Origin of the sequence: Cytobacillus purgationiresistens, assembly GCF_030813235.1 — a bacterium.
GTDB classification, from domain to species: domain Bacteria; phylum Bacillota; class Bacilli; order Bacillales; family Cytobacillaceae; genus Cytobacillus; species Cytobacillus purgationiresistens.
Genome location: NZ_JAUSUB010000028.1, coordinates 1 through 23,896 on the forward strand (window position 1 = coordinate 1; position 23,896 = coordinate 23,896).

Genomic DNA, 23,896 nt, shown 5'->3' on the forward strand with positions numbered 1-23,896 from the left:
AATCCTTGCAAATATCCGTTCCGATTCTCTTCAATTGAAAAATCTGTAAAAGGTTCATGTTTATATGGCTGTACCATTATTAATTCCTCCCTTTTCGTTTTATTGCATCTATTTTATATTATTGCAAATATCATGCCAATTTTCAAAAATATGAATTGAGTGTATTTTGCTTATCTTGTGTGCAAATTATTTTTTCTAATAGAAAAATATTTTTGCAGTGATGATGCAAAAAATTATTGCATTCACTATAATGAAAGGAGATTATTTTATAAGGAGATTATTATATGTCTGATACTAGTAGCGATATTGAAGTGATGAATATCTTTTTCCATCGGATTTTGGATGAAATTGATGCCGGTGTACATGTAGTCGATGAGGCTGGGACAACCGTCATCTATAATCGCAAAATGGCTGAAATTGAAGATATGAAAGCAGAAGAAGTTTTAAATAAAAGCCTTCGCGATGTTTTTTCCTTCGAACATAATGAAGATAGCCGTTTGCTGGAGGTGCTTGCAAAGGGTACGAAAATCGCTAACGCTAAGCAAACTTACTATAATAATCAGGGACAGGAAATCACGACTATTAACCACACCATTCCTATTGTGAACAATGATGTAAGAATTGGAGCAATGGAGATTGCCAGAGACGTAACAAGGTTGGAGAAATTGATACGGGAAAACATGAATAAGCGCGGGGACACCCGTTATACTTTTGATAGTATTATTGGCAGCAGCCGACAAATAGCAGATGTAATTGATGCAAGCAAACGGGCGACCAGGACAAGCTCCTCGGTGCTGATTATCGGAGAAACGGGCACTGGTAAAGAGCTTTTTGCCCAAAGTATTCATAATGGGAGCCAGCGGTCTTCCGGTCCCTTTATTTCACAGAATTGCGCGGCCATGCCAGATAGTCTAATTGAGGGCTTACTATTTGGTACCAAAAAAGGAGCATTTACTGGGGCGATTGAACGGCCAGGATTGTTTGAACAAGCAGAGGGCGGAACATTGCTGCTCGATGAAATTAACTCGTTGAATCCCTCCTTGCAGGCAAAGCTTTTGCGCGTGCTGCAGGAAAAAACGGTGCGAAGGGTCGGCGATACTCAAGACCGTTCTGTTGATGTCCGTATTATTGCAACAATCAATGAAGATCCGATTGATGCGATTGCTGGAGGACGACTTCGAAAGGATTTATATTATCGTTTAAGTGTCGTTTCATTGTTCATTCCTCCTTTGCGGGAGAGGCAAAGTGATATACATGAACTGATTCACTTCTTCATTGATAAGTATAACGAACGGTTTGGGATGAATGTGCAGAATGTCGACGAGCTAGTCCAGCAAAAACTTGTCTACCATGAGTGGCCCGGGAACGTTCGTGAGCTTGAACATATGATTGAAGGCGCGATGAACTTGATTGACTATGAGGATATCATTACTTTCCATCATTTGCCGAATCATTTTCGACATAAGCTTCACTTGCTTGGCGATGATCACGACGATAGCTTTGGTGAAGTGGAAGCAAGGTCAATGTTGATAGAAGAACAAGGAAGCGGTGGAAGAAGGGAAACAGGTAACAGGATGAAGAGCGAGCTCAAATCACTTGCACAATATCTGGATGACGCCGAATACATCTACATCAAAAACTCCCTAACCCAAAACCAATTCAACATCACCAAAACAGCCAAAACCCTGGGCATGAGCAGACAAAACCTGCAATATCGTATTAAAAAGCATAAACTGTAGAATTGGGTGCGTTTGAGCGCGGTTTGGGTGCCATTTGGGTGCCATTTGGGTGCCATTTGGGTGCCATTTGGGTGCCTGTCACCTCCAAGATTCGACAAAAATTTCAATAAGATAAAATATAGAATCCCTTGTTGATCTCAGATACAGCAAGGGGTTTTGTTATGAATATATTTTTTGTTTGTCGAATGATGGCGGTGACAGGCACCGCTGTTTATAAGACACGTTCAGCCAGTTCTACGGATTTTTGTTTTTTTCCGAATTGGTTGGTTTTCCATGTTGTTTCGATGTAGATTTGTGCGATGGCTTCATATTTGCCGCCATATCTCTCTGCCCATTCTAATGCGACGATGCTTTCGTACAGATAGGCCAGTTTTTGCATGAGCGGTTTGGCTTCCAGCTGCTGTATTATCGCTTCTGAGGCTGCATACTCCTGCAGCTGTGCAGCTAATAGGTTTAGCTCACCACTGACAATTTCATTGGTTTCGCATGGCTGCAATGCCTCTAATCTATCTGCCATTGCCTCGATGAACAGCTCATGCGCTGAGAATTTGTTCACTAAGCGGATGAGTTCTTGGCCCAATACATTAGCTGTACCCTCCCAGACAGTCAAGACCTGGGCATCTCTCAATAATCTAGGAGTAACGAAATCCTCTATATAGCCGTTTCCTCCATGCATTTCAATGGCTTCATGGGTAAAGTGGATGGCGGTTTCGGCAGTTTCTTTTTTCAAAATCGCAATATAGAGACGATGGAGAATGACTTCCATTTCCGATGCTTCTCCTGCAGCTACTTTGTCATAAAGAGTGATTAAGTCAAATACAGCAGCGACCTCCACTTCAAGCTTTGCCTGCAACCTAGATAAAGTTTGTTTTATCATCGGTAACTGCAGCAGACTTTGGCCAAACGCATGGCGCGCTTCCGCATATTGTCTGGCCTCCTGATATGCGCGCTTCATGATACCGATGGATGCCACGGCATTACAAATCCTCGATAAGTTCAACGCTTCCATCATATAATAAAAACCTCTTGTTTCGTCTCCTACCACATAGGCAATCGCGCCATCAAACTCCACTTCGCCTGATGGCACGGACCTCACGCCTAGCTTATCTTTAAGGCGACGGACATGAAGTTGGTTCGGCTTACCGTCCTCCCCATTCCACGGAACGGCAAACAATGTGAGTCCCTTCGTTCCTTCCGGCGCACCTTCACGTCTTGCCAACACCATTGCGACACCGCATCTGCCAGCATTTGACGCAAAATACTTTTCACCATACAAGCGGTAATGGTCCCCAGCCTGCACCGCCTTTACTACGTTTGCTCCAACATCCGATCCGCCCTGCCTTTCTGTCAGGAAGGTCGCTCCTTCATATAATTCCATTTCTCCTGTTGCACAAACATGCGGCAGGAATCGCTTTTTCACCTCATCATCTGCATAATGATCCAAAAGATAAGCGGTTGCCATTGTCAGTGTCACAGGACAATAAAAACCCGGATCAGTCTGTGAAACTAGATATCCTAAAGAGAAGCTGTATAGATAGTTTCCTTTTTCGTTCAGCTCAGGTATCTCTTTATGCACATATCCAACCATCCCGGTTCTATATGATTCTTCTACTGTTTTTTCATATCCCTCGTTCACCCAAACCTCTGACACTTCTTCTCCATATTTATCATAGCGTTTTAGCACTGGCTGCCCGTCACGGTCGGTAAACTTGGCGCGCTTATCAATTTCGTTCGCGCATTTTTTCCCGTAATCCATTAATTGTTCTACAGCATATTCATAAAAATCATGCGGCAGTTTTTCCTTTAGAATTCTCATAAGCGTTTCATCACCCGTGAAAAAGTTAGCGGAATATTCACTTTTTTCCGCAGACTCTTTTAGTACCTTCATGCCTGGTTCACCCTTTCTTTTAAGGCTCTTTTTAATATTTTTCCTGACGCATTGCGCGGGAGCATATCTACCTGTTCAAAGACTCGGGGAATTTTATATTTTGCGATGTGCAAACGCAAATAGCTACTCAAAGCTTCCGGTTCCACTTTTTCTGAAGCAACGAAAAAGGCTATAACTGTTTCTCCCCATTCTTCATGCGGCATTCCTACCACCGCAGCCTCCTGTATTCCTTCGTATTTTACTAGCAAGTCTTCTATCTCTTTTGGATAAATATTTACCCCTCCAGAAATAATAACGTCCTTTTTCCGATCAACGACCCATAAATAGCCATCTTCATCGCGCCTTGCCAAATCCCCTGTCTTCAACCACTTGCCTATATAGGTTTCCTTTGTCAGCTCTTCATCTTTATAATAGCCGACCATATTTCCTTCACCTAATAGCACAATTTCACCGACTTCCCCCACCGGAACATTTTCACCGTATTCATCTACAATTCGGAGTTCGGTATGAAGCGGAGCTCGTTTGCCGATGCTTCCGGTCTTTTCCCCATGCTCTTCTGGAAGCAGGATTGATCCGCTCGGTCCTGCTTCTGTCAGACCATAAACACAAGTAAGACGATCAGTACAGAATTGCTGTGATATGAATTCGATTTGTTCTTTAGCAAGTGGTGCACCGCCGTACACCCACCATTTCATTGATGAAAGATCATGGTCCTTCAATGCTGGTTGAGCAGCAGTCAATAGATAGGCAACTGGTGCACCAAAGAAATGTGTTGTTTTATAAAAAGAAACCGCTTTCAAAAGCAAGTCTGGTGTAAATGTCGGCGTCAGCACGACAGATGCTCCCACTACCATTCCAGCCATCAAAAATAAATGAAGTGGGGCAGAATGTGTAAGCGGCATCATGATCAGCATCCTGCTTTCAGGTTTAACCTCCATCTCCACCGCAATCATTTGGGCAACCGTTAAGATATTGCGATAGCTGAAAAGAACTCCCTTCGGATCTCCTGTTGTACCAGATGTATATAAGATTGTGCTCAGGTCATCTTCATCAGCTAGACAATTGATTTCATCGTCAGAGGAGCTTTCAATTAATAACTCAAAACCATTCCAGCCATCAATCGACTCTCCTGTCTTAATTTTCACATCTACTTTTTCAATGGCCTCAACGGCAGGGAAGCTCATCTCATGTACGATTAAGCATTTTGCTTCAGCATGATTGATGACGAACTGGACTTCATCCAGCTTGAATTTTGCATTGACCGGAACAACAATTCCACCAATCCTTTGGATGGCAAAATAACTGATTACAAACTCAGGTGTATTCGGCATATATAGGCAGACCCTGTCACCTTGAACAACTCCGGAATTTCTCAACGCATGGGCAAATTGATTTATCTTTTGCTCCAATTGCGCATAGGTGTAATGACCTTGTGAACTGATAATCGCTTCAGTATTTGGATATTTTCGAGCGTTACGGGTGATTAATTGAGAACTATTCATCGCTATCCCTCTCTTCATTTATTTGTTTTAACTTTTTGGCGAAACTTCCCCTTAATGAAATGAGCTCTTCTTTCATTTCCACCAGCTCTGATATTTTCATATCGATTTGCTTCAGACGCTGATCCCCGTAACTTATTGTCCGCTCTAGCTGTGCAACGCCTGTACGGTCTCTATCAAATAATAAAACCATTTCCTTGATTTCCTCCAGGGAAAATCCATAGCGTTTCCCGCGAAAAACGAGCTTCAGTTTCACATATTCCTTCTTGGAATAAATCCGCTGATTCCCTTCCGTCCGCTCTGATGAAATCAACCCAAGCTCTTCATAATAACGGATCGTTCTTGTCGTCACATCAAAATCTGCAGCGATTTGGCTAATCGTCTTCAGCTGTCCTTCACCCCCCTGTATATATTCTAAGTATACAATTGACGTTAACGTTAACTTCAATAATTAATTGATTAAGTAAGGGTATATTTTTTAGAGGAAAGATCGAAATAGGTACTTTTCCATACGGCAAGCTATATTTGTACGGTTAATTTAGCAGTCTAAAGGGAACTCTACATGTAAAAATAGTAGAAAATATTAATAAAGGAGAAATAAATGGCTATTGAAAATGGAAACCAAGATAATCCAAATAATAAAAATCGCTATGCTTATTCAGGTCGAAATTCATGGTCTGGGGCTCTATTTGGAATTGGCCTGGCAGCCTTTATTGATGAAACGATTTTTCATCAACTATTGCGGTGGCACCATTTTTACGACAAATCTACGACGGATATTGGACTCATTTCAGATGGTCTGTTTCATGCTTTTAGTTGGTTTGCAACTATTGCCGCGTTGTTTATGTTTGCTGATCTTCGGCGGCGCAACGCTTTATGGAGTACAAGATGGGTGGGGGGCATGTTGCTTGGAGCAGGAGGATTCCAATTATATGATGGTATAATTCAGCACAAACTAATGCAAATACATCAGATTCGTTATGTGGAAAATATTTTTATCTACGACCTGATATGGAATGCTCTAGCGATCTTGATGATTACAGCAGGCATCCTCGCTGTTCGTACTCAAAACAGAAAACAATCGGGAAAGACGGCTTCACATGAACATTCATAATCATATTCAGCATAATGACGTGACTTATGTAGATTCTGTTGCTTGGATCATTCCTCAGGTGATTTTAGCCTTACCCTTTATATTGGCCTTAATATTGTATATACTTGCCACCACCTTTTCCAACAGACGCTACAAATCATGGCCACTACATCGGACTGTTTTCTGGGTCTTAGGAGTTTACTTCGCTGTATTTTCTATTGCTGGTCCTTTAGCCGCTCGCGCACATTTGGATTTCTCGGCTCACATGCTCGCCCATTTGCTCTTGGGTATGCTTGCCCCCTTATTTATGGTACTGGCAGCACCGATGACACTTATACTGCGCACACTTAGCGTCCCACGGGCTAGACGGTTGACAAAGTTTTTAAGGAGCTGGCCAGCACGAATGCTTACTAATCCCATCATCGCATCCTTCCTTAATATTGGAGGACTTTGGCTCCTTTACACTACTGACTTATACTCACTTATGCATGAAAGTATCGTTGTTCATCTAATCGTTCATGCACATGTATTTCTTGCCGGCTATTTATTCACGGTTTCAATCGTTTATATTGATCCGATACCTCATCGCAGATCTTTTTTATACCGTGCTGCCGTTTTGATTCTGGCATTAGCCGGACATAGCATTCTATCTAAGTACATTTACGCTCATCCACCTTATGGTGTGCCCTTGGAACAAGCAGAACTCGGAGGGATGCTCATGTATTATGGCGGAGATGCTATCGATATCATTATCATTTTCATCCTTTGCCTGCAATGGTTCAAAGCAACCCGGCCTCGAATAGAAGCAAGTATGGACCAGCAATAAAAAGTGTAAAATCAATTAATGAAAAAGACATTCCATTGTAGAATGAATCCTCTAACTATGCGGATGCAAACATACTCACACATACAACTAGTAAAAAACTCTCTATGAAACTCATCTCAATAAAAAGACAAGCAGCGATATCGTTGCTTGTCTTTTCCGATCATTCCAGAAGTAATTACTTCAATTTGTCGATATTTGTAGAAATATGGAGGTGACAGGCACCTATATTTCCCTCCCCCCACCCGCTACATCGAAAATTGCTGGGCGTGCATGTTTTGGTAGACTCCTTGCTGGTGAAGGAGTTGTTGGTGGGTGCCTTTTTCGATCATGCGGCCGTCTTTGATGACGATGATGGTGTCTGCTTGTTCGATTGTTTTGAGACGGTGGGCGATGATGAAGGTTGTTTTTCCTTCAGTCAATGTGGCCAGTCCCTTTTGAATTTCTATCTCTGTTCTTGTATCGATACTGGATGTGGCTTCGTCAAGAATTAGTATATCTGAATCTGCGAGCATCGCACGGGCGATGGCGATGAGCTGTTTTTGACCTTGACTCAAGTTGCCTCCACCAGGCTCGAGTCTTGTCTCATATTTAGCAGGCAAATGTTTAATAAATCCATCTGCAGAGGCAAGCTTAGCTGCATTAACAACCTCTTCATCACTCGCATCCAAGCGGCCATATCGGATGTTATCCATAATCGTACCCGAAAATAAATAGGTTTCTTGCAGCACAATCCCAATCTTCGAACGAAGCGACCGAATATGGTAGTCTTGTATATTCCGTCCATCAATCTTAATCTCCCCGACATTTACATCATAAAACCGAGAAAGCAAATTGATAATCGTTGTTTTTCCAGACCCTGTAGGACCGACTAAAGCAACGGTTTCTCCTGCTCGCACTGAAAAATTTATATTCTGCAAAACAGGTTTCTCTTCTTCATATCCGAAAGAAACATGAACTAATTGCACATCTCCTTTAAATGAATCCACTTCCAATGCACCTTCCCGACTTTCCAAATCAGGCTTTTCATCCATAATTTCAAATACCCGCTCCGCTCCAGCAATGGCTGACTGAAACGTATTGATCAAGTTGGACATTTGGTTGATTGGACGGTAAAACTGGCGAGCATAGGTTACGAATGCAGCAATGATGCCTATCGTTGCCATCTCGTTAATTGCTAATATCGCCCCGGCAAAGATCACTAGCGCCAGTCCTAAATTATTGATAAAGTTATTTACTGGCCCCAGAAACCCTGACGAAATTTCAGCCATCATTGCTGATTTTCTTAATCTTTCATTCTCTACAGAAAACTTCTCAAACACCGCATCTTCTTTACCATATAAGGTAATAACCTCCAGACCTGAGATTGCTTCCTCAACCGTTCCGTTCATTTCTCCTAAATCCCGCTGTCTTTTGATAAAATTACTGCTGCTATAAGTAATAATCTTATTCGTTGCATAGAACATCATTGGGATGACAATCAATGTAACGATTGCCAGCACCCAGTTCAACATCAGCATCGCGAAGATGACACCGACGATCGTCAATACTGATGAAAAAATCTGAATGACACTTTGACTTAATGCCGCATTCAAATTTTCAATGTCATTCGTCACACGGCTCATTAACTCCCCTTGAGTCCGCCTATCGAAAAACCGCAATGATAGTCTTTGAAAATGATCAAATAAGTCTTGGCGCATCTTTTGAATTGTCTTTAATGACACCCGAACCATCACATAAGATTGCAGCCAGGCTATCAATGCTGCTCCCGCATAAACTGCAGCGAGCAGCCCTCCCATCCTAATCGTACCGTTAATATCTTTAGGAATAATGTATTCATCCATTATTACACCGATTAAATAGGGCCCTATTAAACTAAGGACAGTTGAAATGAACACCAAAACAATCGCAAGCACCATGGCTGTCTTTTGCTTTTTCATATATGCCCAAATTCTTTTAATCGTTCCCTTTCGATCTTTGGGCTTCACAATTGGACCGCCAAAACGGTTTGGGCCACGGCCAAAATTCAATGATTTCTGCGGCTGTTCGCTACTGTGCTTCTGAGCACTCATCCGACCGTCCCCCCTTGAGTGACATATATCTCTTGATAAACGAAACTCGTTTTCAGCAGTTCTTCATGTGTTCCTCTGCCTACAATCTCACCATCTTCTAGAACGATGATTTGATTGGCTTCTTTAATAGAAGATATTTTTGAAGAAATAATTAGCTTTGTTGAATCTGAATATCGCTCCCGCAAGGTTGATTGGATTGCCGACTCTGAGAGCGCATCAACAGCAGAAGTCGAATCATCCAGAATGAGTATTGACGGCTTTCGTACAAAAGCCCTTGCCATTGATATCCTTTGCCTCTGACCACCGGAGAGATTATGTCCTCCTTGAGAAATCGAATGATCTGCACCATCATCGAATCTATGTATAAACTCACTTGCACAAGCGGCATCAGTTGCCGCTTCAATCTCTCCTGCAATTGCATCCGGCTTTCCGTCAAGTACATTGGATTTAATCGTCCCGGAAAATAATGTCGCCCGCTGTGTAACTACACCAATCCCCGCACGAAGATCTGCCAGTCGATAGTCTTTAATATCCCGGCCGTCAATTAAGATTCTTCCTGAATCGACATCAAAAAGCCTTGGCACTAATTTGGAGAGTGTTGATTTCCCACTTCCAGTTGATCCAATTACCCCTAATGTCTCTCCTTTTTTCACTTTGAAAGAAAGACCCTTCAGTACATATTCTCCATTTTTGCTATAGCTGTAATAAACATTCTGGAAATCCAAATCACCTGATATTCGCTTTCCTTCTCCTTCTTCAGGTACATCTTCAATATCAATTTTCGCAGTCAGCACTTCCTGCACGCGATCAGCAGAAGGAAAAGCGCGAGTGATCATCATCAGCACATGACTGCTGGACATTAACCCATTCATGATGATTGTTAAATAATTGATGAAGGCAAGAATGACTCCTACTTGGATTGCGCCATTATCAACCTTTATCGCCCCCAGCCAAAGCGCTGCGACGATCCCGACATTGACAACGAATAACAGGATTGGCATCATTAAAGCCAGAAGCTGTTCTGCTGAAATATTTACCTTTGTCAAATTGTCATTGGCACCAGCAAACTTCCCTTTTTCGAATCCTTGCCTTCCAAAGGCCTTAACCACTCTCATCCCGGCAAGGTTTTCCTGAAGCCTTGTGTTCACTCGATCAATTGCTTCCTGAACCGCTTTAAAAAGCACACCCGATTTTCTCGTAAAAAAGATAATAATCACAATAAGAATCGGTACAGCAACAGCTAGAATAGGAAAGAGCTCCCTTGCAGTAAAAAAGACGATTACTATACTTCCAATAAAGAGTAATGGGCCCCTAACAAAAATCTTCAAAGTCAGCATCACTGCTCTTTGCAATGATGTAATATCATTTGTTACTATCGTTATTAATTTCCCAGTTCCAAATCGATCCACATTTTCACTGGAAAACTTCTCAATCTTCCGAAATACATCCTTCCGCAAATCTGTTGAAAAATGGACAGCTGCTCTCGTACTATAGATTGAACAGCCTATCCCGCCGATCAAACCGATGATAGCTGTCCCAATCATTAACAGACCCATTCTCACTGTCAAACCAGTATCTCCATTAGCAATACCACCATCGATCATATGCTGCATGATTGTAGGCTGAAGCAAATCCATCGCTACCTCAACAAACATCAAGAGTGGACCGATCAAAGCCAAGAACCAATAAGGCTTAATATAAGCCAATAACATTTTAAAAGACTGCATCCTTTGATCCCGCTTTCCATTCAAAAATCAATTTTTCAGATTCATCTATTTTAAACCTTTATTTAAGGGTTGACAGTATTTTTTTCGAAAAAGATAGTGGTATATAACAAAAAACTGCCCTTTAGGAAGAATTCCCATAGGGCAGCTTTTGCTTTACGATGCTTTACTTATACTTTCGATATCATTGACTGGATTAAACTGGCCTTCCCATTTAGAAATGACAATGGCTGCAAGAGAATTACCCACCACATTTACTGCTGTACGGCCCATATCAAGGATACGGTCAATACCAGCGATAAACGCCAATCCTTCTATAGGCAATCCAACTGTACCTAAAGTTGCTAACAGCACGACAAACGATACGCCTGGCACACCGGCAATTCCTTTTGAAGTGACCATCAATACTAGCATGAGCGAAATTTGTTCTCCAATAGACATATCAATGCCATACATTTGCGCAATAAATATAGCGGCAAGTGCTTGGTACAAAGTGGAACCATCTAAGTTAAACGAGTAACCCGTAGGAATAACGAATGATGAAATATGCTTCGGGCAACCTAACTTTTCAACTTTAGTCATGATTCTTGGCAATACGGTTTCTGAACTGGCAGTTGAAAAAGCGAGTAGCAGTTCATCTTTTAAAACCTTAATTAATTTAAAAATGCTGTAGCCTGCCAGCTTTGCAATCAAACCAAGGACTACGATAACAAAGAAAATCATTGTGCCATACACAGCCAGCACCAATTTTCCAAGCGGTATTAATGAAGATAGTCCAAATTTAGAAACTGTCACTCCAATTAAAGCAAATACGCCGAAAGGAGCAAACTTCATAATTTGGTTAGTAACATAAAACATGGCATCTGCAGTCCCTTGGAAAAAAGCAAGAACTGGCTTCCCTTTTTCTCCAATCGCTGAAATACCTAATCCAAAAACTAAAGAAAAGAAAATGATAGCAAGCATGTCCCCTTCTGCTACTGCAGCAATTGGGTTCGTTGGAACGATCCCGACTAGTGTATCAACAAGTGACTTGCTTTCTGTAGTTTCAGCCGTTTCTACATAACTGCCGATATCCGTTTTATCTAACTCACTCATATTCACACCATTACCTGGCTGAATAAGGTTCGCTGCAACAATTCCTACTATTATTGCAATTGTAGTTACTATTTCAAAATAGAGCAGTGTTTTACCGCCAATTTTTCCGAGCTGTTTAATATCTCCTACGCCCGCAACCGCAACGATAATACTTGCAACAACGATTGGAACGACAATCATTTTGATTAAGCGTAAGAAAACATCACCGATTGGCTGTAAATAAGCAGCTGCGGTAGGACTTCCAAAGAAGATCGCTCCCACGATAATACCAAGAATAAGGCCAATAAAAATTTGGCTGGCTAAACTAAGTCTTTTCATTTCAATTCCTCACCTTCTATAATGTCATGCTGAAAAAGAAAGTCTCGGAAAGGGAAATATTACCAGGTGGTTTTCCGCATAAAAAAAGACACAAATGGTGTCTTTGACAGCGGAATAATGTACATATTATTCCCTCTAAGACGCTGACGAGGTTAGCTGTCGGGTTAGGACCTCAGGAAAATAAGGCCCTTTCATTTTTCAATAAATTCACCCCAGAGGCAATGGCCTCAAGATTTGGGTCCCCCGTTCTAACTTAAGATTAAGCGGAAAAACAATTACTCAAGAATAATATATTAAAATAATTAACTTGTAAATGGTTACAAAGTGGGAGTAACTTAAAGAGGAAATCCAATATTGGAAGAAAAGTATGGATTACTGGATATTTCTCAAAAGTGAAACTATATTGACTTAAAAACGCAATCAGATTGTGATTCTAAAAAGAGAGATAAAATGCGGAAATTTTTTATGGTTTAAATTCGAGGATTTAGAAGGGAATCCATTGGAGGTCTGCTCTTTTAAACAATAGAGGTGATTGGAAATGAAGCAATTAACGGTAGGAATTTTCCTTTTTAATGATATAGAAGTACTCGACTTTGCAGGACCAATTTGAGGTTTTTTCACTTACAATATCCAAAAACAAGGATAAGGCCATTCATGTAAAAACAATCTCTAAGAACGGAAAAATGGTTTCCGCTAGAAATGGATTAAAAGTACAGCCTGACTATAGTTTTGCTAACCATCCGTCACTTGATATTGTCATCATCCCAGGGGGTAATGGCGCAGAAGAGATTGAAATACATAATAAACAAACGATCAAATGGATTAGAAAACAAAATAAAAATGCTTCTTTTATGACATCTGTTTGTACTGGAGCCCTCTTACTTGCAGAAGCAGATCTTCTAAATGTTAAAAAAGCGACGACCCATTGGATGGATATTCCTCGACCAAGATATCTGTCGTTCGGGATGTTAAATTTGTTGATGAGGGTAGATTTTTAACTTCCGGGGGTATTTCAGCCGGCATCAATATGTCATTCCATTTAATCGCACGTTTACTTGGGAAGGAGACAGCACAGAAGACCGCTCGACGCATGGAATATGAAATTGACGTGTGAATCACTTCACACGTCAATCTTTTTAAGCTGGCTCCACATGGACATGAACATCATAGACATCATGTTGATTGATCAGCTTTTCTTCTACAAGGGTAGCAAGATCATGCGCTTTATTGATATCCAATGTACCTTCTACACAAATGACAATATCAACAACTATATTATTTCCATATAGTCTTCCCTTAATTTCTTTTATACTTTTCACTCCATCTATTTGCTCAACGGTTTCTTCATATTCCTCAATTTTTTCTTGATCAAATCCATCTGTCAGCTGATGTGTAGCATCACTAAAGATTTCCCATGCTGTTCTTACAATAAGTAAACCAACAATGATGGCAGTTACAGGGTCTAGCCATGGTAAATTTAACTGCGAGCCAAATATCCCGATCGCAGCACCGATACTTACTAAGGCATCAGAACGATTATCTGCAGCAACTGCCATAAGAGAGTTGCTATTGATTTTCTTCGCCAAATTTTTATTATAACGATATACCCCATACATTATGACAGCAGAAATAAGCGCTACATAACCGGCAAAAATATTCGGCGCTTCATTGCTTTCACCAAATAATGAGGAGAATGCCCCCATTAAAACTTCTGCACCGACCGCAAACATAATAATCGCTGCGATGAGTGAAGCAATGGCTTCGCTTTTCCAATGACCATATTTATGATCACTATCCGGTGGACGTTGCGATATTCTCAGCCCTACAAGCACTGCAATCGACGCAATAATATCCGTTACATTATTCAGCCCGTCCGCCTTTAATGCCGCTGAACCTGTAAAGTAAGCAGCGATTAGTTTAAAACAAGATAATAGGACATAGACGAGGATGCTCAACTTTGCTCCCCGCTCACCCAATTTCAAATTTTTGTATTTTTTTTCATCCATAGCCCCTACCTCCAATTACTACCTAATTATCATAGCAATTGAACTTTGAGTGGGTCTACAGCAACCTTTTTGCCAAACCGAATCTAAATAGCCACTATAAAAAAAAGTTGAAGGGGGCAAACATTCATTTGTTTTTCGGTAAGCAGATAAGTTGGTGTTTACCTTGTCAAAAATCATTTACACGTTCTCATGCCTCCCACATAATGTATCCAAAATCTCTTCATATTATTGAAAAAAAGAGAAGAGTCTCTTCTTCTAACATAAAGTTGAGCGAAAGCGGAAAGATAGAGAGCAAACGAAGACCTACTTGATTAGACTTTTTTATTTATCACTTTTTATATTTTCAATATCCCGTCTGAACTCTACTTATCATTTAAGTTCAAATGCATCAGTTTATCTGGATTAGATACCATGTATACACGAGCAATTTTCGCATCTTCAAATTCAAATGATAGTACATATTCTACTGATTCATTATTTGTAATCACTATTCCAGGATTTCCGTTTACTATATGGAATTCAAGCTTCTGGTCAGGAGACATCTGCTTAATAATGCTTGTAAATAATGACACAATTCTTTGAGCAGAATAAATAGGTTTGAGGGCAGATAAAACTTTTCCACCACCGTCTGCAATATAGATTGCGTCGCTTTTCATTAATTCCATCATTTGTGCAATATTCCCCTGTTGCAAGGCTAATGTAAACATTTCTACATTTCTTTTCATGTCAAAAAAATTAAGTGTGGATGGAGCAAAGTTGTTTCCAACTATGCTTTTCTTGGAACGATGGAAGATTTGCCGGCAGTTTGCTGGCGTTTTATCTAACATTCTGCTCATTTCATCATAACTATATTGAAACACCTCACGAAGCAGAAAAATGGCCCTCTCAGACTCCGACAGCTGCTGCAGTAGCAGCAAATAAGCGACTGATATCGATTCCTTTTCCATATATATATTTGATGGTTCCTCTTTTATATTGACTAATGGTTCAGGAAGCCATTCTCCTATATAAACCTCACGCTGATGAGCCGCTGAACGAAGTTTATCTATCGATTTATTTGTAACTATTTTACATAAATAGGCCTTTTCATTATTAATTGATTCTTCAAGGCGCTTTTGCTCAAAAGTCAAGAATGCGTCTTGAACGAGGTCTTCCGCATCCATTACACTTCCTGTCATACGATAAGCTATTGAAAAGAGAAGCGGTCGATAAGATTCAAAGAGCTGTCCTGTATCCAATTTTTCACCCTTCTTTCCTTTGTTCTGCTTGGTTGGAATTAAGAATATCAATGGCTGCACGTTTTCCACTGGCTGCGGCTGCGTCTGCTAGCATTTCATCATGCCCTGCCCAATCTCCTGCAATATATATTCCATTCATTTCTGGAATAGAAGGACCAGGCAGCTGTTTTCTCTTCACATGCGGGAAGTCAAATGTGACTGTGATATTAGATAGATATTGCTTTTCCTCTACCACTTCTTCCCAGCCTGGATGAAGGATATTCATCACCGCTTTCAACTCATCGTCACCTGTTGCAAATTTCTCTTTTTGATTTACCTTATGATACTTTGTAACACTTACCACCGATGTACCATTTTGACTCAATTTTGCTGCCCTTGATTGATTCGTGAAAAATACTGCCTGGTCCAGCCCGATAGCAAATTGATTGTCAGGCTGCGGCAGTGATTTTATCCCTAAGTCCAGACAAGCGGCGGTTACAGGAATGGCTTGTTCTTTCCATATCCTTAGTGACGATCGCTCCGCTCCCTTCAACATTTTATAAGCCGCTGTTGGAGGTACAGCCATCAGACAGTCAGCCGCATAAAAAGCCGCTCCATCTGAACATTTAATTATCTGATGGTCAATCAAAGGCTCAATTTCAATTACCTTTTTATCCAGAACGATTTTTAATCCAGCATCAACGGCACGCTTTCTTAGCATTTGAATCAGAGTATCCCAGCCACCATCAACATAGATGACACCACTCTTCAATGACCTCTTTATTTGTTTTAAAACTGGCCTTGCTAGCTGCAGTTCGGGGGCATGAATATAGGTGGTTAATCGGCATAATGCATAAAAGATATGTCTGACCATTGGATCTTTGATTTCTCCTTCAGCCCAGTCAGATAAGTTGATTGCCCGGATTGACTCAATACGAAGCTTCATCAGTCTTAACATGAGCTTGGCATAATCAACTCTGCCTTTCCATGTTAATAATGAAGATGACATGATAGTAGACAGGCTGGTTGGAATCGCAACGGTATCATTCTTCCATATTCCTTGGATCGATGTAACCGCATGCTGACCGGGAATGGCTAAGCCAAAATCCTTAAAAGTCGCTGCTGCCTCACCACCTAGATATATCGCATGCGCACCTAAATTCATCAATACTCCATTTTTATTATTGGTTATCGCTCTGCCACCTTGGCGATTAGATTTCTCAAGTAAGACGACTTTTTTCCCGCCGCTTACTAAATAATTCGCTGCTACAAGACCAGCTAATCCTCCCCCAACAATAACCACATCAATCTTATCCATAAAAAAATCCCTCCTGAATCGTTTTATGTAATCAAAACGAATCAGAAGGGGTTTTTGTGACATTTACCAGAAATTATTTTTTCGGTTTTACATAGTCAGGGTAATCTGTAATGATACCGTCAACTTTCATTTCCAGAAGGAATTGTGCTGCTTCAGGGGTGCGAACTGTCCATGATTGAATTTTCATTCCGTTCATATGAACAAGATCAACAAGCTCCTTATTGACAAGCCCATAGCTCGGATTGAAATAATCGGCGTACTTAGAGAACTCTTTAAGCGCAGCTTCAGACGTGTCCTTGGCATTAGAAGTTAGTACACCAATCGGTACTCTTGGCAGCATCTTATCTATTTTCTTCATTGACTCAAAATTAAATGACTGAACAATGATCTTTTCATTTTTCGGTTTATCCATATTACGTTTTTTCAATTTCTGTGTTACTTGCTCTTCTATTCCAGGGTAAAGTTCAGGAGATTTGAGTTCAATAAGAATGCCAATTTTGCCGCGATAACGATCCAGTACTTCATCAAAGGTAGGAATTTTTTCACCAGAGAATTGCTCGCCCATCCAGCTACCAGCATCAAGTTGGTTCATCTCAGCAAAGGATAAGTCTTTCACATTGCCTGTTCCATCTGTCGTCCGATCAACAGTTGTATCGTGAATAACGACCAGTTCCCCATCCTTGCTGCGCTGAACATCGATTTCGATATAATCTGCTTTCATCTGAAAAGCCTTATCAAATGCGGCAATCGTATTTTCCGGTGCATAGCCTGACGCGCCTCGATGAGCAATATTTGCGATCTTTTTAGAATGCCCATCATCAGGTCCCTTGGCAAATCCCTCTTGAAACGGGGTGAAAATTAATGTCATTGCAAGTGCAGAACCAACCAGCATAGCTTTTTTCATTCTCATCATCTCCTATTATTTGTCCTCATAGAAATGATATTAAAGAAATATGTAGCCAGTGTGGGCTATACATGTAGAAATTTTATAGAATAGTAAAAAAATTCAGTTCCTTCCTCATGGATTTTTTTACAAAACCATTAGGAACATAGTTGGGTAAACGCTAGTCTTCAATAAGAGCTTCCTTTACGTTGTGCAAGGTTTCATCGCTAATATGACATTCTTCACGAAGATAGTCGTGAATGGTATCGTATTTTGCAAAGATTTTTGAATAGGCATGATCCAAATATTCTTGGCGAACCTCAAGTACAGGCTTTAGCTTTTCCGGAGTTAAACGGAATAAGGTAATCCATTTGAGTGTATTCTCCATTTTCTTCATTCTTGGTCCAATCAGCTCATTTGAATGCAAATACTGTTTTGTTACTGCTTCGTATGGAACACCAACAGACATTTGTAATAACGAAGAAATAAATCCTGTCCGATCCTTACCACCGGTGCAATGAATAAGAGCAGGGAGATTCTTCTCATTAGCTAAAAGCTCAAACATCCGCTTGATTTCATTTTGACAATCAAAGGCCATATACTGATACATATCCTTCATAATGACTTCAAAATCAATAGATGATGATTTACTCATCATAAATTTAAAGAAATCCATATGCGTGATTTCCCAGCTCTTATCATTAATAGACACATGAACAAGCTGTATTCCGCTGTTCGCTTTAATTCTGCTTGGCTTCGATTTCTGTTCTGAAGCCGTCCTTAAGTCACAAATCATCTTAATATCTAATTCATTAATTTTAGCAATATCACGTGGAGATAGGCGAGATAATTCATCCGATCTAAATAAAACACCATTTCTCATTCTCTGCCCGTTCTCTGTTTCTAGACCGCCTAAATCTCTAAAATTATAAACACCATCAAATTTTTCCATTATATCAATCATTCATTATTACTCCTCTAATTTTCATTCATTATGAAATCGCTTTCGGGTTATGTAGATTCTAACATACAATAAGGCTTGTCCTGAAAAAAAAATGAATTGTGCACTGTCCAGCTTTATCTTATCACTGGATTGCACAACTCTACTATTAAACCGCCAATTTATCTTCCTTTCAAAAACAAAATAACAATCGCCAAAAAAGTGATACCTGTAATAAAAATTGTTCCTAGACCAACACGATATACAACATATACATTTGTATTTTTAAAAACGCTCACAAGAATAAATATGCCAAGAAAAGCTCCGAGTATAAGAATCAGTGGAGTAAATTTATTTCTCTTTCTGTACAAATGAATCAGCCCCTTTCGGAAGCCTCAATTTAGCACTATATTACAAACTATGTTTACGACATCTTGTATTATTCCGGTGTCCTGCATACAATCTCCACAACTTTCAAATATAATAGAAGGAAGTAAAAGGGTTGGGTGATTAGATGAAAAAACTATCAATTAAACTCGGATTAGTCTTCTTTTTAATTATTTTCGGCTTGGAGGTTTCCATGTTCTTTTTCCTCCATTCAGCGCTCGTTGATTCTCGGGTAGAGGAAGAGCTCATCGCCTTGCAGGCAAGAGGCAATTCCCACCGTGATATTCTTGAGAAGAACTTTGATCAGATGACCCTTTCCCATGTTGCCTTAATGGAATCTGAGGCAAATACGGATGTCGTTGTTACTGACAAAAACAAGAATGTACTCGATACGTCTTTACCGCCTCAATCAGTTGAAAAGTATATTAAGGAGAGCTCTACTGATATTCCAAGAGAAGGAATAATTGTTGAAGAACATTGGAAGGACGAAGCCTATATTGCCACAGTAAGTCCCATTCAAGGGCAACATGCCGGGTACGTCTATATGTTTCAAAACACTGACTCCATTCATGCCCTGATTGATCGTCTCAATAAACACTTCCTTATTACCGGTCTAATAGCGGTTGCACTCACGATTGCCATCATTATTATTTTATCCAAAGGACTTGTGAAGCCTCTAAATAAAATGAAGGCAGCCACAGCAAAAATAAGCAAAGGCGATTTTTCCGTCACCCTCCCGAAAACAGGAAATGATGAACTTGGCGAACTCTCCAAATCAATTCAATTACTCGCCAATGATCTCAATTACTTAAGAAAAGAACGATCCGACTTTCTCGCTAGCATTTCTCATGAACTTCGCACACCACTCACTTATATTAAAGGGTATGCTGATATTGTTCAGAACCGAAATCTTACCCCGGGAGAACGTAGAAATTACTTAAATATCATTACGGAAGAAACCAAGCGCTTATCTGATTTAGTCACGGATCTATTTGACCTTGCAAAAATTGATAATAATTCATTCGTGATTCATAAGGAACCAATCGATTTACCAGACTTCATCAGAAGAATCGAACAAAAACTCACACCAGCCTTTCAAGAAAAAAAGATGAAGCTTATAGTCCATTGCCCAACGAAGCTTTATGTACTGGCTGACCCTGCAAGACTTGAGCAGATTCTTTATAACCTTTTAGATAATGCACTGAAATACTCTAAATCGGGAACATTTACTGAATTAACCGTTCATATCAACGATCAAGACGTTCATATAATCATCAAAGACACCGGAAAAGGTATTCCAGCTGAGGATCTTCCCCATTTGTTTAACAGATTTTATCGTGTGGAAAAATCACGAACAAGAGCCTCAGGCGGTTCAGGAATGGGACTTGCCATTGTAAAAGAGCTTATTACTGCTCATGGAGGCACCATAACACTTGAGAGCGATATGGGAAAAGGTACGCAACTTGACATACGATTGGAAGGAGCTTTACTAAATGAAGACGATCTTACTCGTGGATGATGAAGAAAGAATGCTGGACTTACTTTCCTTATACTTAACGCCAATGGGATACCAATGCATAAAGACAAGCTCGGCTGCAAAAGCTTTTACGTTCTTAGAAAATAATCATGCAGACTTAATTCTATTAGATGTGATGATGCCGGAAACTGACGGCTGGCAAGCTTGTAAGGAAATCAAAACCTACTGGGATATTCCAATTATTATGCTCACCGCCAAAAGCGACAAGCCTGATATTGTAAAGGGATTAAGAATCGGTGCAGATGATTATATCTTAAAGCCCTTTGACGAACACGAACTCGCCGCTAGAATAGAGGCCGTTCTAAGACGCGGGAAACAAGAAGAAGAAACGTTAACCTTTAAAGGATTAACCCTAAAAAGGAATTCCTTTGAACTCCTATTTGATAATGAGACGATTCCCTCTACCCCAAAGGAATTCGCTATGATGGAATTATTCTTAAAGCACCCTAACAAGGTGTTCACCCGGGAGCATTTGATTTCCTCAGCCTGGGGGTATGGTGTATCCATTGAAGATCGTACCATTGATTCTCATGTACGCAACCTGAGAGAAAAGCTTCGCCAAGCAGGCTTCCCAGCTGACGAGTATTTGCTTACGGTATGGGGGATTGGCTATAAATGGGCAAGTTAGGTCGTTTTTAAGGAAATAAACGGTCAATACCAAAATCTGCAATATCTCTTTTAGTCAAAAGAAATTGTTATAATCCTAGTTAAAATTGGCAAATTTAAAACCTATCAGCACTTCCTTCATAATTTCTGCAAACTTTCTCATTATAATGAAGGAAATTCGAAAAGGGAGTAGAATGAACTATGAATAAATTTGCCTTAGGCATTATCTCAATTGCAGCAGCATTCACTTTATCTGCTTGCTCAGAAAATCAAGAGAACGCCAAACCAAAAAATGAAAACGAAGACCATGCAGAAATGGATCACTCAAGCTCAGGTGAGATTCCAGATGGATTAACCGAAGCTGAAAATCCAACATATAAAGTCGGCAGTACGGCACTGATTAAAGATGGTCATATGGAAGGCATGGAAGGCGCAGAGGCAACTATTGTCGGGGCATATGACACAATTGCTTATGTCATATCCTATTCTCCAACGAACGGCAGTGAAAAAGTAGAAGATCATAAATGGATCATACATGAGGAAATACCTGATGCAGGAGAAGAACCACTCGAACCAGGAACAGAAATTGAAACCGATGCAGCTCATATGAAAGGTATGGAGGGCGCAACTGTTGAAATCGTGTCTGCAGAGACAACAACCGTTTATATGATTGATTACACGCCTACGAATGGCGGCGAAGAGGTAACAAATCATAAATGGGTTACTGAAGATGAGTTGGAGGCTGTGAAATAAAGGCTGCGGTTCGTAGCCTTTTTTTTGTGACTTGGTTTTGGATTAATTGTTTGTTAGCTGTTTGGACTAGCGGTCGGGGAGCATGGAAATCTTGTTGATCGTGGATTAGTTTGATCTGGTTTGTACCTGGATAGTATTTGAATATTGCAGATGGGCACTAGTTGAGCAATCTAGTTTACCCTTTGTTCTTTTTTCGGCGTGCTCGGGCACTAGTTGAGCAATCTAGTTTACCCTTTGCTCTTTTTTCGGCGTGTTCGGGGCACTAGTTGAGCAATCTAGTTTACCCTTTGCTCTTTTTTCGGCGTGTCAGGGCACTAGTTGAGCAATCTAGTTTACCCTTTGCTCTTTTTTCGACGTGTTCGGGCACTAGTTGAGCAATCTAGTTTACCCTTTGTTCTTTTTTCGGCGTGCTGAGGCACTAGTTGAGCAATCTAGTTTACCCTTTGCTCTTTTTTCGACGTGTTCGGGCACTAGTTGAGCAATCTAGTTTACCCTTTGCTCTTTTTTCGGCGTGTCAGGGCATTAGTTTAGCAATCTAGTTTACCCTTTGTTCTTTTTTCGGCGTGCTCGGGAACTAGTTGAGCAATCTAGTTTACCCTTTGCTCTTTTTTCGGCGTGTTTGGGCACAAGTTTAGCAATCTAGTTTACCCTTTGCTCTTTTTTCGGGGTGTCAGGGCACTAGTTGAGCAATCTAGTTAACTCCTAATCTGGCTAAAATAAAGAGTAAAAGCGGCAGTAAGTAGGCAGAAAATTGAAGGTAGAGGACGCCTTATCTCTGTCTTCATTCCTTCTCCCCTCTCATAGCCACCGCTGTCCTCCGTCTACTTCTATTACTATATTCACCATATCCGACCTGCCCACAATATAATCTCTATCTGCTGCATTTATATTTATATCAATGAAAAACACTTCATCCTGCTGCCCTTTTAGTTTGATAGAAAATGGTCCAGCTTCGTTTATCAGAGAGGCTATAGTGATAGGTGCGCCATTTGAATATCTATCATCCAGCAAAAGTGATAATTCTATGTCCTCTTTTCCAAAATTTTGTAATGAAAGCTTGCATTGGCCATTCAATGTTGTATCATCAATCAATTCAATATGACATTCGCTTTCGTTATGATTAAAAACAACTGCATCTATACCAGAAGCCACCGTTTTTTGATAAGATTCAACAGCTGCCGGTGGCAACCAACCTACAAGGACAAACATGATAACAAAAGCAATAAAATGAAACCTTTTTAATCCTTTGCTTATAAAATAGAGAGAGAAAAGTAATAAACAAATTGAAATAAGGCCACTAACATATATACCTGTTCCTACCCTTGTCGGAAGGTTTAAGTTTATTAGCACGTGCTCTATTAGAGGATATTCATTGGGAAAAGGCAAGTTGAGAATAATCAATAGTAGAAATATTGAAATCGCGATCACAAAATATCTTATATCTTTAATCAAGTTTTAGAATCCCTCCTTCATAAAATACTCACCGCATCATATTAGTTTCCCCATATAATACTCATCAAAAAATTCTCCATCCTTTACAAATGAACCCCTTTTCACCCCTTCTATATCAAATCCTGATTTTTTATAAAGTGAAACGGCTGCTTCATTTTCTGTCACGACGGTCAGCTCAAGCCTGGATAACTCTTTTTCACGAGCCCATTGATCTAAATGTTGAAACAGACTTGTGCCAACCCCCATTCCGCAATAATCTTTTAAAATCCCAACAACTAGATAAGCAGAATGCAAGGTTCTTTTTGCTGTGCCTCCGACAATAATGATATATCCGACTAATTGCTGCTCATCAGTCTCAGCCAGCAATATTGCCGAATTCCCTGACCGATTAAATCTATCAATCATTTTCTGCTGTTGTTCAACTGATAGCTTCCTTTCTCCAGCTTCCATTAGCATATACTCCGACTGGGCTTCCACCTGCTTGATTAGGATTGCTAGATTCTCTCCATCTCCCACTATTGCCTCTCTTATATGCATGATATTTTC

Annotated in this window: 20 protein-coding genes, 1 pseudogene and 1 riboswitch; of the genes and pseudogenes, 7 read left to right on the plus strand and 14 right to left on the minus strand. The window is 40.3% G+C overall.

Annotated elements, in window-relative coordinates; translation table 11 throughout:
* Positions 1 to 284: 284 nt before the first annotated feature.
* Positions 285 to 1,739, plus strand: a complete 1,455-nt coding sequence (locus J2S17_RS22440; RefSeq protein ID WP_307478209.1) for a sigma-54 interaction domain-containing protein — start codon at positions 285 to 287, stop codon at positions 1,737 to 1,739.
* Between the two features lie 211 nt (positions 1,740 to 1,950).
* Here the strand turns inward: J2S17_RS22440 and J2S17_RS22445 are convergent, their stop codons facing one another.
* Genes J2S17_RS22445 through J2S17_RS22455 form a run of 3 tightly spaced genes read right to left on the minus strand, consistent with a single transcriptional unit; the run spans position 1,951 to position 5,574 of the window.
* Positions 1,951 to 3,627, minus strand: coding sequence for an acyl-CoA dehydrogenase family protein (locus J2S17_RS22445; RefSeq protein WP_307478210.1), 1,677 nt, complete (start codon positions 3,625 to 3,627; stop codon positions 1,951 to 1,953).
* Positions 3,624 to 5,129, minus strand: a complete 1,506-nt coding sequence (locus J2S17_RS22450; RefSeq protein ID WP_307478211.1) for a class I adenylate-forming enzyme family protein — start codon at positions 5,127 to 5,129, stop codon at positions 3,624 to 3,626. Before J2S17_RS22450 ends, J2S17_RS22445 begins: the two co-directional genes overlap by 4 nt.
* Positions 5,122 to 5,574, minus strand: coding sequence for a MerR family transcriptional regulator (locus J2S17_RS22455; RefSeq protein ID WP_370875103.1), 453 nt, complete (start codon positions 5,572 to 5,574; stop codon positions 5,122 to 5,124). Before J2S17_RS22455 ends, J2S17_RS22450 begins: the two co-directional genes overlap by 8 nt.
* 153 nt (positions 5,575 to 5,727) lie before the next feature.
* On the opposite strand from J2S17_RS22455, the gene J2S17_RS22460 reads away from it, so the two are divergent.
* Positions 5,728 to 6,240, plus strand: coding sequence for a DUF2243 domain-containing protein (locus J2S17_RS22460; protein ID WP_307478212.1), 513 nt, complete (start codon positions 5,728 to 5,730; stop codon positions 6,238 to 6,240).
* Complete coding sequence (locus J2S17_RS22465; RefSeq protein ID WP_307478213.1) at positions 6,227 to 7,045, plus strand: cytochrome c oxidase assembly protein; 819 nt, start codon at positions 6,227 to 6,229, stop codon at positions 7,043 to 7,045. Before J2S17_RS22460 ends, J2S17_RS22465 begins: the two co-directional genes overlap by 14 nt.
* Before the next feature lie 245 nt (positions 7,046 to 7,290).
* Here J2S17_RS22465 and J2S17_RS22470 read toward each other — a convergent pair whose 3' ends face one another.
* From J2S17_RS22470 to J2S17_RS22480, 3 genes are all read right to left on the minus strand, one after another.
* Positions 7,291 to 9,114: an ABC transporter ATP-binding protein gene (locus J2S17_RS22470; RefSeq protein WP_307478214.1), complete on the minus strand. Its 1,824-nt coding sequence runs from the start codon at positions 9,112 to 9,114 to the stop codon at positions 7,291 to 7,293.
* Positions 9,111 to 10,841: an ABC transporter ATP-binding protein gene (locus J2S17_RS22475; protein WP_307478216.1), complete on the minus strand. Its 1,731-nt coding sequence runs from the start codon at positions 10,839 to 10,841 to the stop codon at positions 9,111 to 9,113. The genes J2S17_RS22470 and J2S17_RS22475 overlap by 4 nt, the downstream gene beginning before the upstream one ends.
* A gap of 153 nt (positions 10,842 to 10,994) precedes the next feature.
* Positions 10,995 to 12,251 carry a cation:dicarboxylate symporter family transporter gene (locus J2S17_RS22480; RefSeq protein ID WP_307478217.1) on the minus strand — a complete coding sequence of 419 codons (1,257 nt, stop codon included), beginning with the start codon at positions 12,249 to 12,251 and terminating at the stop codon, positions 10,995 to 10,997.
* A gap of 126 nt (positions 12,252 to 12,377) precedes the next feature.
* Positions 12,378 to 12,527: riboswitch (cyclic di-AMP (ydaO/yuaA leader) on the minus strand.
* 262 nt (positions 12,528 to 12,789) lie between these two features.
* On the opposite strand from J2S17_RS22480, the pseudogene J2S17_RS22485 reads away from it, so the two are divergent.
* Positions 12,790 to 13,365, plus strand: a pseudogene (locus J2S17_RS22485) (DJ-1/PfpI family protein).
* 22 nt (positions 13,366 to 13,387) lie between these two features.
* Here J2S17_RS22485 and J2S17_RS22490 read toward each other — a convergent pair.
* The 6 genes from J2S17_RS22490 to J2S17_RS22515 form a co-directional block, all read right to left on the minus strand.
* The gene (locus J2S17_RS22490) at positions 13,388 to 14,257 is read right to left on the minus strand and encodes a cation diffusion facilitator family transporter (RefSeq protein WP_307478219.1); all 870 of its coding nucleotides are present in this window, start codon (positions 14,255 to 14,257) and stop codon (positions 13,388 to 13,390) included.
* A gap of 362 nt (positions 14,258 to 14,619) precedes the next feature.
* Entirely contained in the window at positions 14,620 to 15,495 is an 876-nt protein-coding gene (locus J2S17_RS22495) for an RNA polymerase sigma-70 factor (protein ID WP_307478221.1), read from the minus strand.
* 4 nt (positions 15,496 to 15,499) lie between these two features.
* Complete coding sequence (locus J2S17_RS22500; protein WP_307478223.1) at positions 15,500 to 16,792, minus strand: phytoene desaturase family protein; 1,293 nt, start codon at positions 16,790 to 16,792, stop codon at positions 15,500 to 15,502.
* A gap of 73 nt (positions 16,793 to 16,865) precedes the next feature.
* Positions 16,866 to 17,696, minus strand: a complete 831-nt coding sequence (locus J2S17_RS22505; RefSeq protein ID WP_307478224.1) for a glycerophosphodiester phosphodiesterase — start codon at positions 17,694 to 17,696, stop codon at positions 16,866 to 16,868.
* Between the two features lie 160 nt (positions 17,697 to 17,856).
* Entirely contained in the window at positions 17,857 to 18,639 is a 783-nt protein-coding gene (locus J2S17_RS22510; RefSeq protein WP_307478226.1) for a tyrosine-protein phosphatase, read from the minus strand.
* A gap of 158 nt (positions 18,640 to 18,797) precedes the next feature.
* Entirely contained in the window at positions 18,798 to 18,986 is a 189-nt protein-coding gene (locus J2S17_RS22515; RefSeq protein ID WP_307478228.1) for a hypothetical protein, read from the minus strand.
* Positions 18,987 to 19,129: 143 nt separating this feature from the next.
* On the opposite strand from J2S17_RS22515, the gene J2S17_RS22520 reads away from it, so the two are divergent.
* From J2S17_RS22520 to J2S17_RS22530, 3 genes are all read left to right on the plus strand, one after another.
* On the plus strand, positions 19,130 to 20,521 hold the full coding sequence (locus J2S17_RS22520) for a sensor histidine kinase (RefSeq protein WP_307478230.1): 1,392 nt from the start codon (positions 19,130 to 19,132) through the stop codon (positions 20,519 to 20,521).
* Complete coding sequence (locus tag J2S17_RS22525; RefSeq protein ID WP_307478232.1) at positions 20,496 to 21,167, plus strand: response regulator transcription factor; 672 nt, start codon at positions 20,496 to 20,498, stop codon at positions 21,165 to 21,167. The genes J2S17_RS22520 and J2S17_RS22525 overlap by 26 nt, the downstream gene beginning before the upstream one ends.
* Before the next feature lie 179 nt (positions 21,168 to 21,346).
* Complete coding sequence (locus J2S17_RS22530; RefSeq protein ID WP_307478234.1) at positions 21,347 to 21,898, plus strand: YdhK family protein; 552 nt, start codon at positions 21,347 to 21,349, stop codon at positions 21,896 to 21,898.
* A 798-nt stretch (positions 21,899 to 22,696) separates the two neighbouring features.
* On the opposite strand, the gene J2S17_RS22535 is transcribed toward J2S17_RS22530, so the two are convergent.
* A complete protein-coding gene (locus J2S17_RS22535) occupies positions 22,697 to 23,350 on the minus strand; it encodes a hypothetical protein (protein WP_307478235.1) in 654 nt (217 codons plus the stop codon).
* 36 nt (positions 23,351 to 23,386) lie between these two features.
* A complete protein-coding gene (locus tag J2S17_RS22540) occupies positions 23,387 to 23,887 on the minus strand; it encodes a GNAT family N-acetyltransferase (RefSeq protein WP_307478237.1) in 501 nt (166 codons plus the stop codon).
* Positions 23,888 to 23,896 lie beyond the last annotated feature (9 nt).

Coding starts and splice junctions, on each gene's coding strand:
- J2S17_RS22440 (WP_307478209.1), top strand. CDS start 285: ATGTCTGATACTAGTAGCGATATTGAAGTGATGAATATCTTTTTCCAT.
- J2S17_RS22445 (WP_307478210.1), bottom strand. CDS start 3,627: ATGAAGGTACTAAAAGAGTCTGCGGAAAAAAGTGAATATTCCGCTAAC.
- J2S17_RS22450 (WP_307478211.1), bottom strand. CDS start 5,129: ATGAATAGTTCTCAATTAATCACCCGTAACGCTCGAAAATATCCAAAT.
- J2S17_RS22460 (WP_307478212.1), top strand. CDS start 5,728: ATGGCTATTGAAAATGGAAACCAAGATAATCCAAATAATAAAAATCGC.
- J2S17_RS22465 (WP_307478213.1), top strand. CDS start 6,227: ATGAACATTCATAATCATATTCAGCATAATGACGTGACTTATGTAGAT.
- J2S17_RS22470 (WP_307478214.1), bottom strand. CDS start 9,114: ATGAGTGCTCAGAAGCACAGTAGCGAACAGCCGCAGAAATCATTGAAT.
- J2S17_RS22475 (WP_307478216.1), bottom strand. CDS start 10,841: ATGCAGTCTTTTAAAATGTTATTGGCTTATATTAAGCCTTATTGGTTC.
- J2S17_RS22480 (WP_307478217.1), bottom strand. CDS start 12,251: ATGAAAAGACTTAGTTTAGCCAGCCAAATTTTTATTGGCCTTATTCTT.
- J2S17_RS22490 (WP_307478219.1), bottom strand. CDS start 14,257: ATGGATGAAAAAAAATACAAAAATTTGAAATTGGGTGAGCGGGGAGCA.
- J2S17_RS22500 (WP_307478223.1), bottom strand. CDS start 16,792: ATGGATAAGATTGATGTGGTTATTGTTGGGGGAGGATTAGCTGGTCTT.
- J2S17_RS22505 (WP_307478224.1), bottom strand. CDS start 17,696: ATGAAAAAAGCTATGCTGGTTGGTTCTGCACTTGCAATGACATTAATT.
- J2S17_RS22510 (WP_307478226.1), bottom strand. CDS start 18,639: ATGATTGATATAATGGAAAAATTTGATGGTGTTTATAATTTTAGAGAT.
- J2S17_RS22520 (WP_307478230.1), top strand. CDS start 19,130: ATGAAAAAACTATCAATTAAACTCGGATTAGTCTTCTTTTTAATTATT.
- J2S17_RS22525 (WP_307478232.1), top strand. CDS start 20,496: ATGAAGACGATCTTACTCGTGGATGATGAAGAAAGAATGCTGGACTTA.
- J2S17_RS22530 (WP_307478234.1), top strand. CDS start 21,347: ATGAATAAATTTGCCTTAGGCATTATCTCAATTGCAGCAGCATTCACT.
- J2S17_RS22540 (WP_307478237.1), bottom strand. CDS start 23,887: ATGCATATAAGAGAGGCAATAGTGGGAGATGGAGAGAATCTAGCAATC.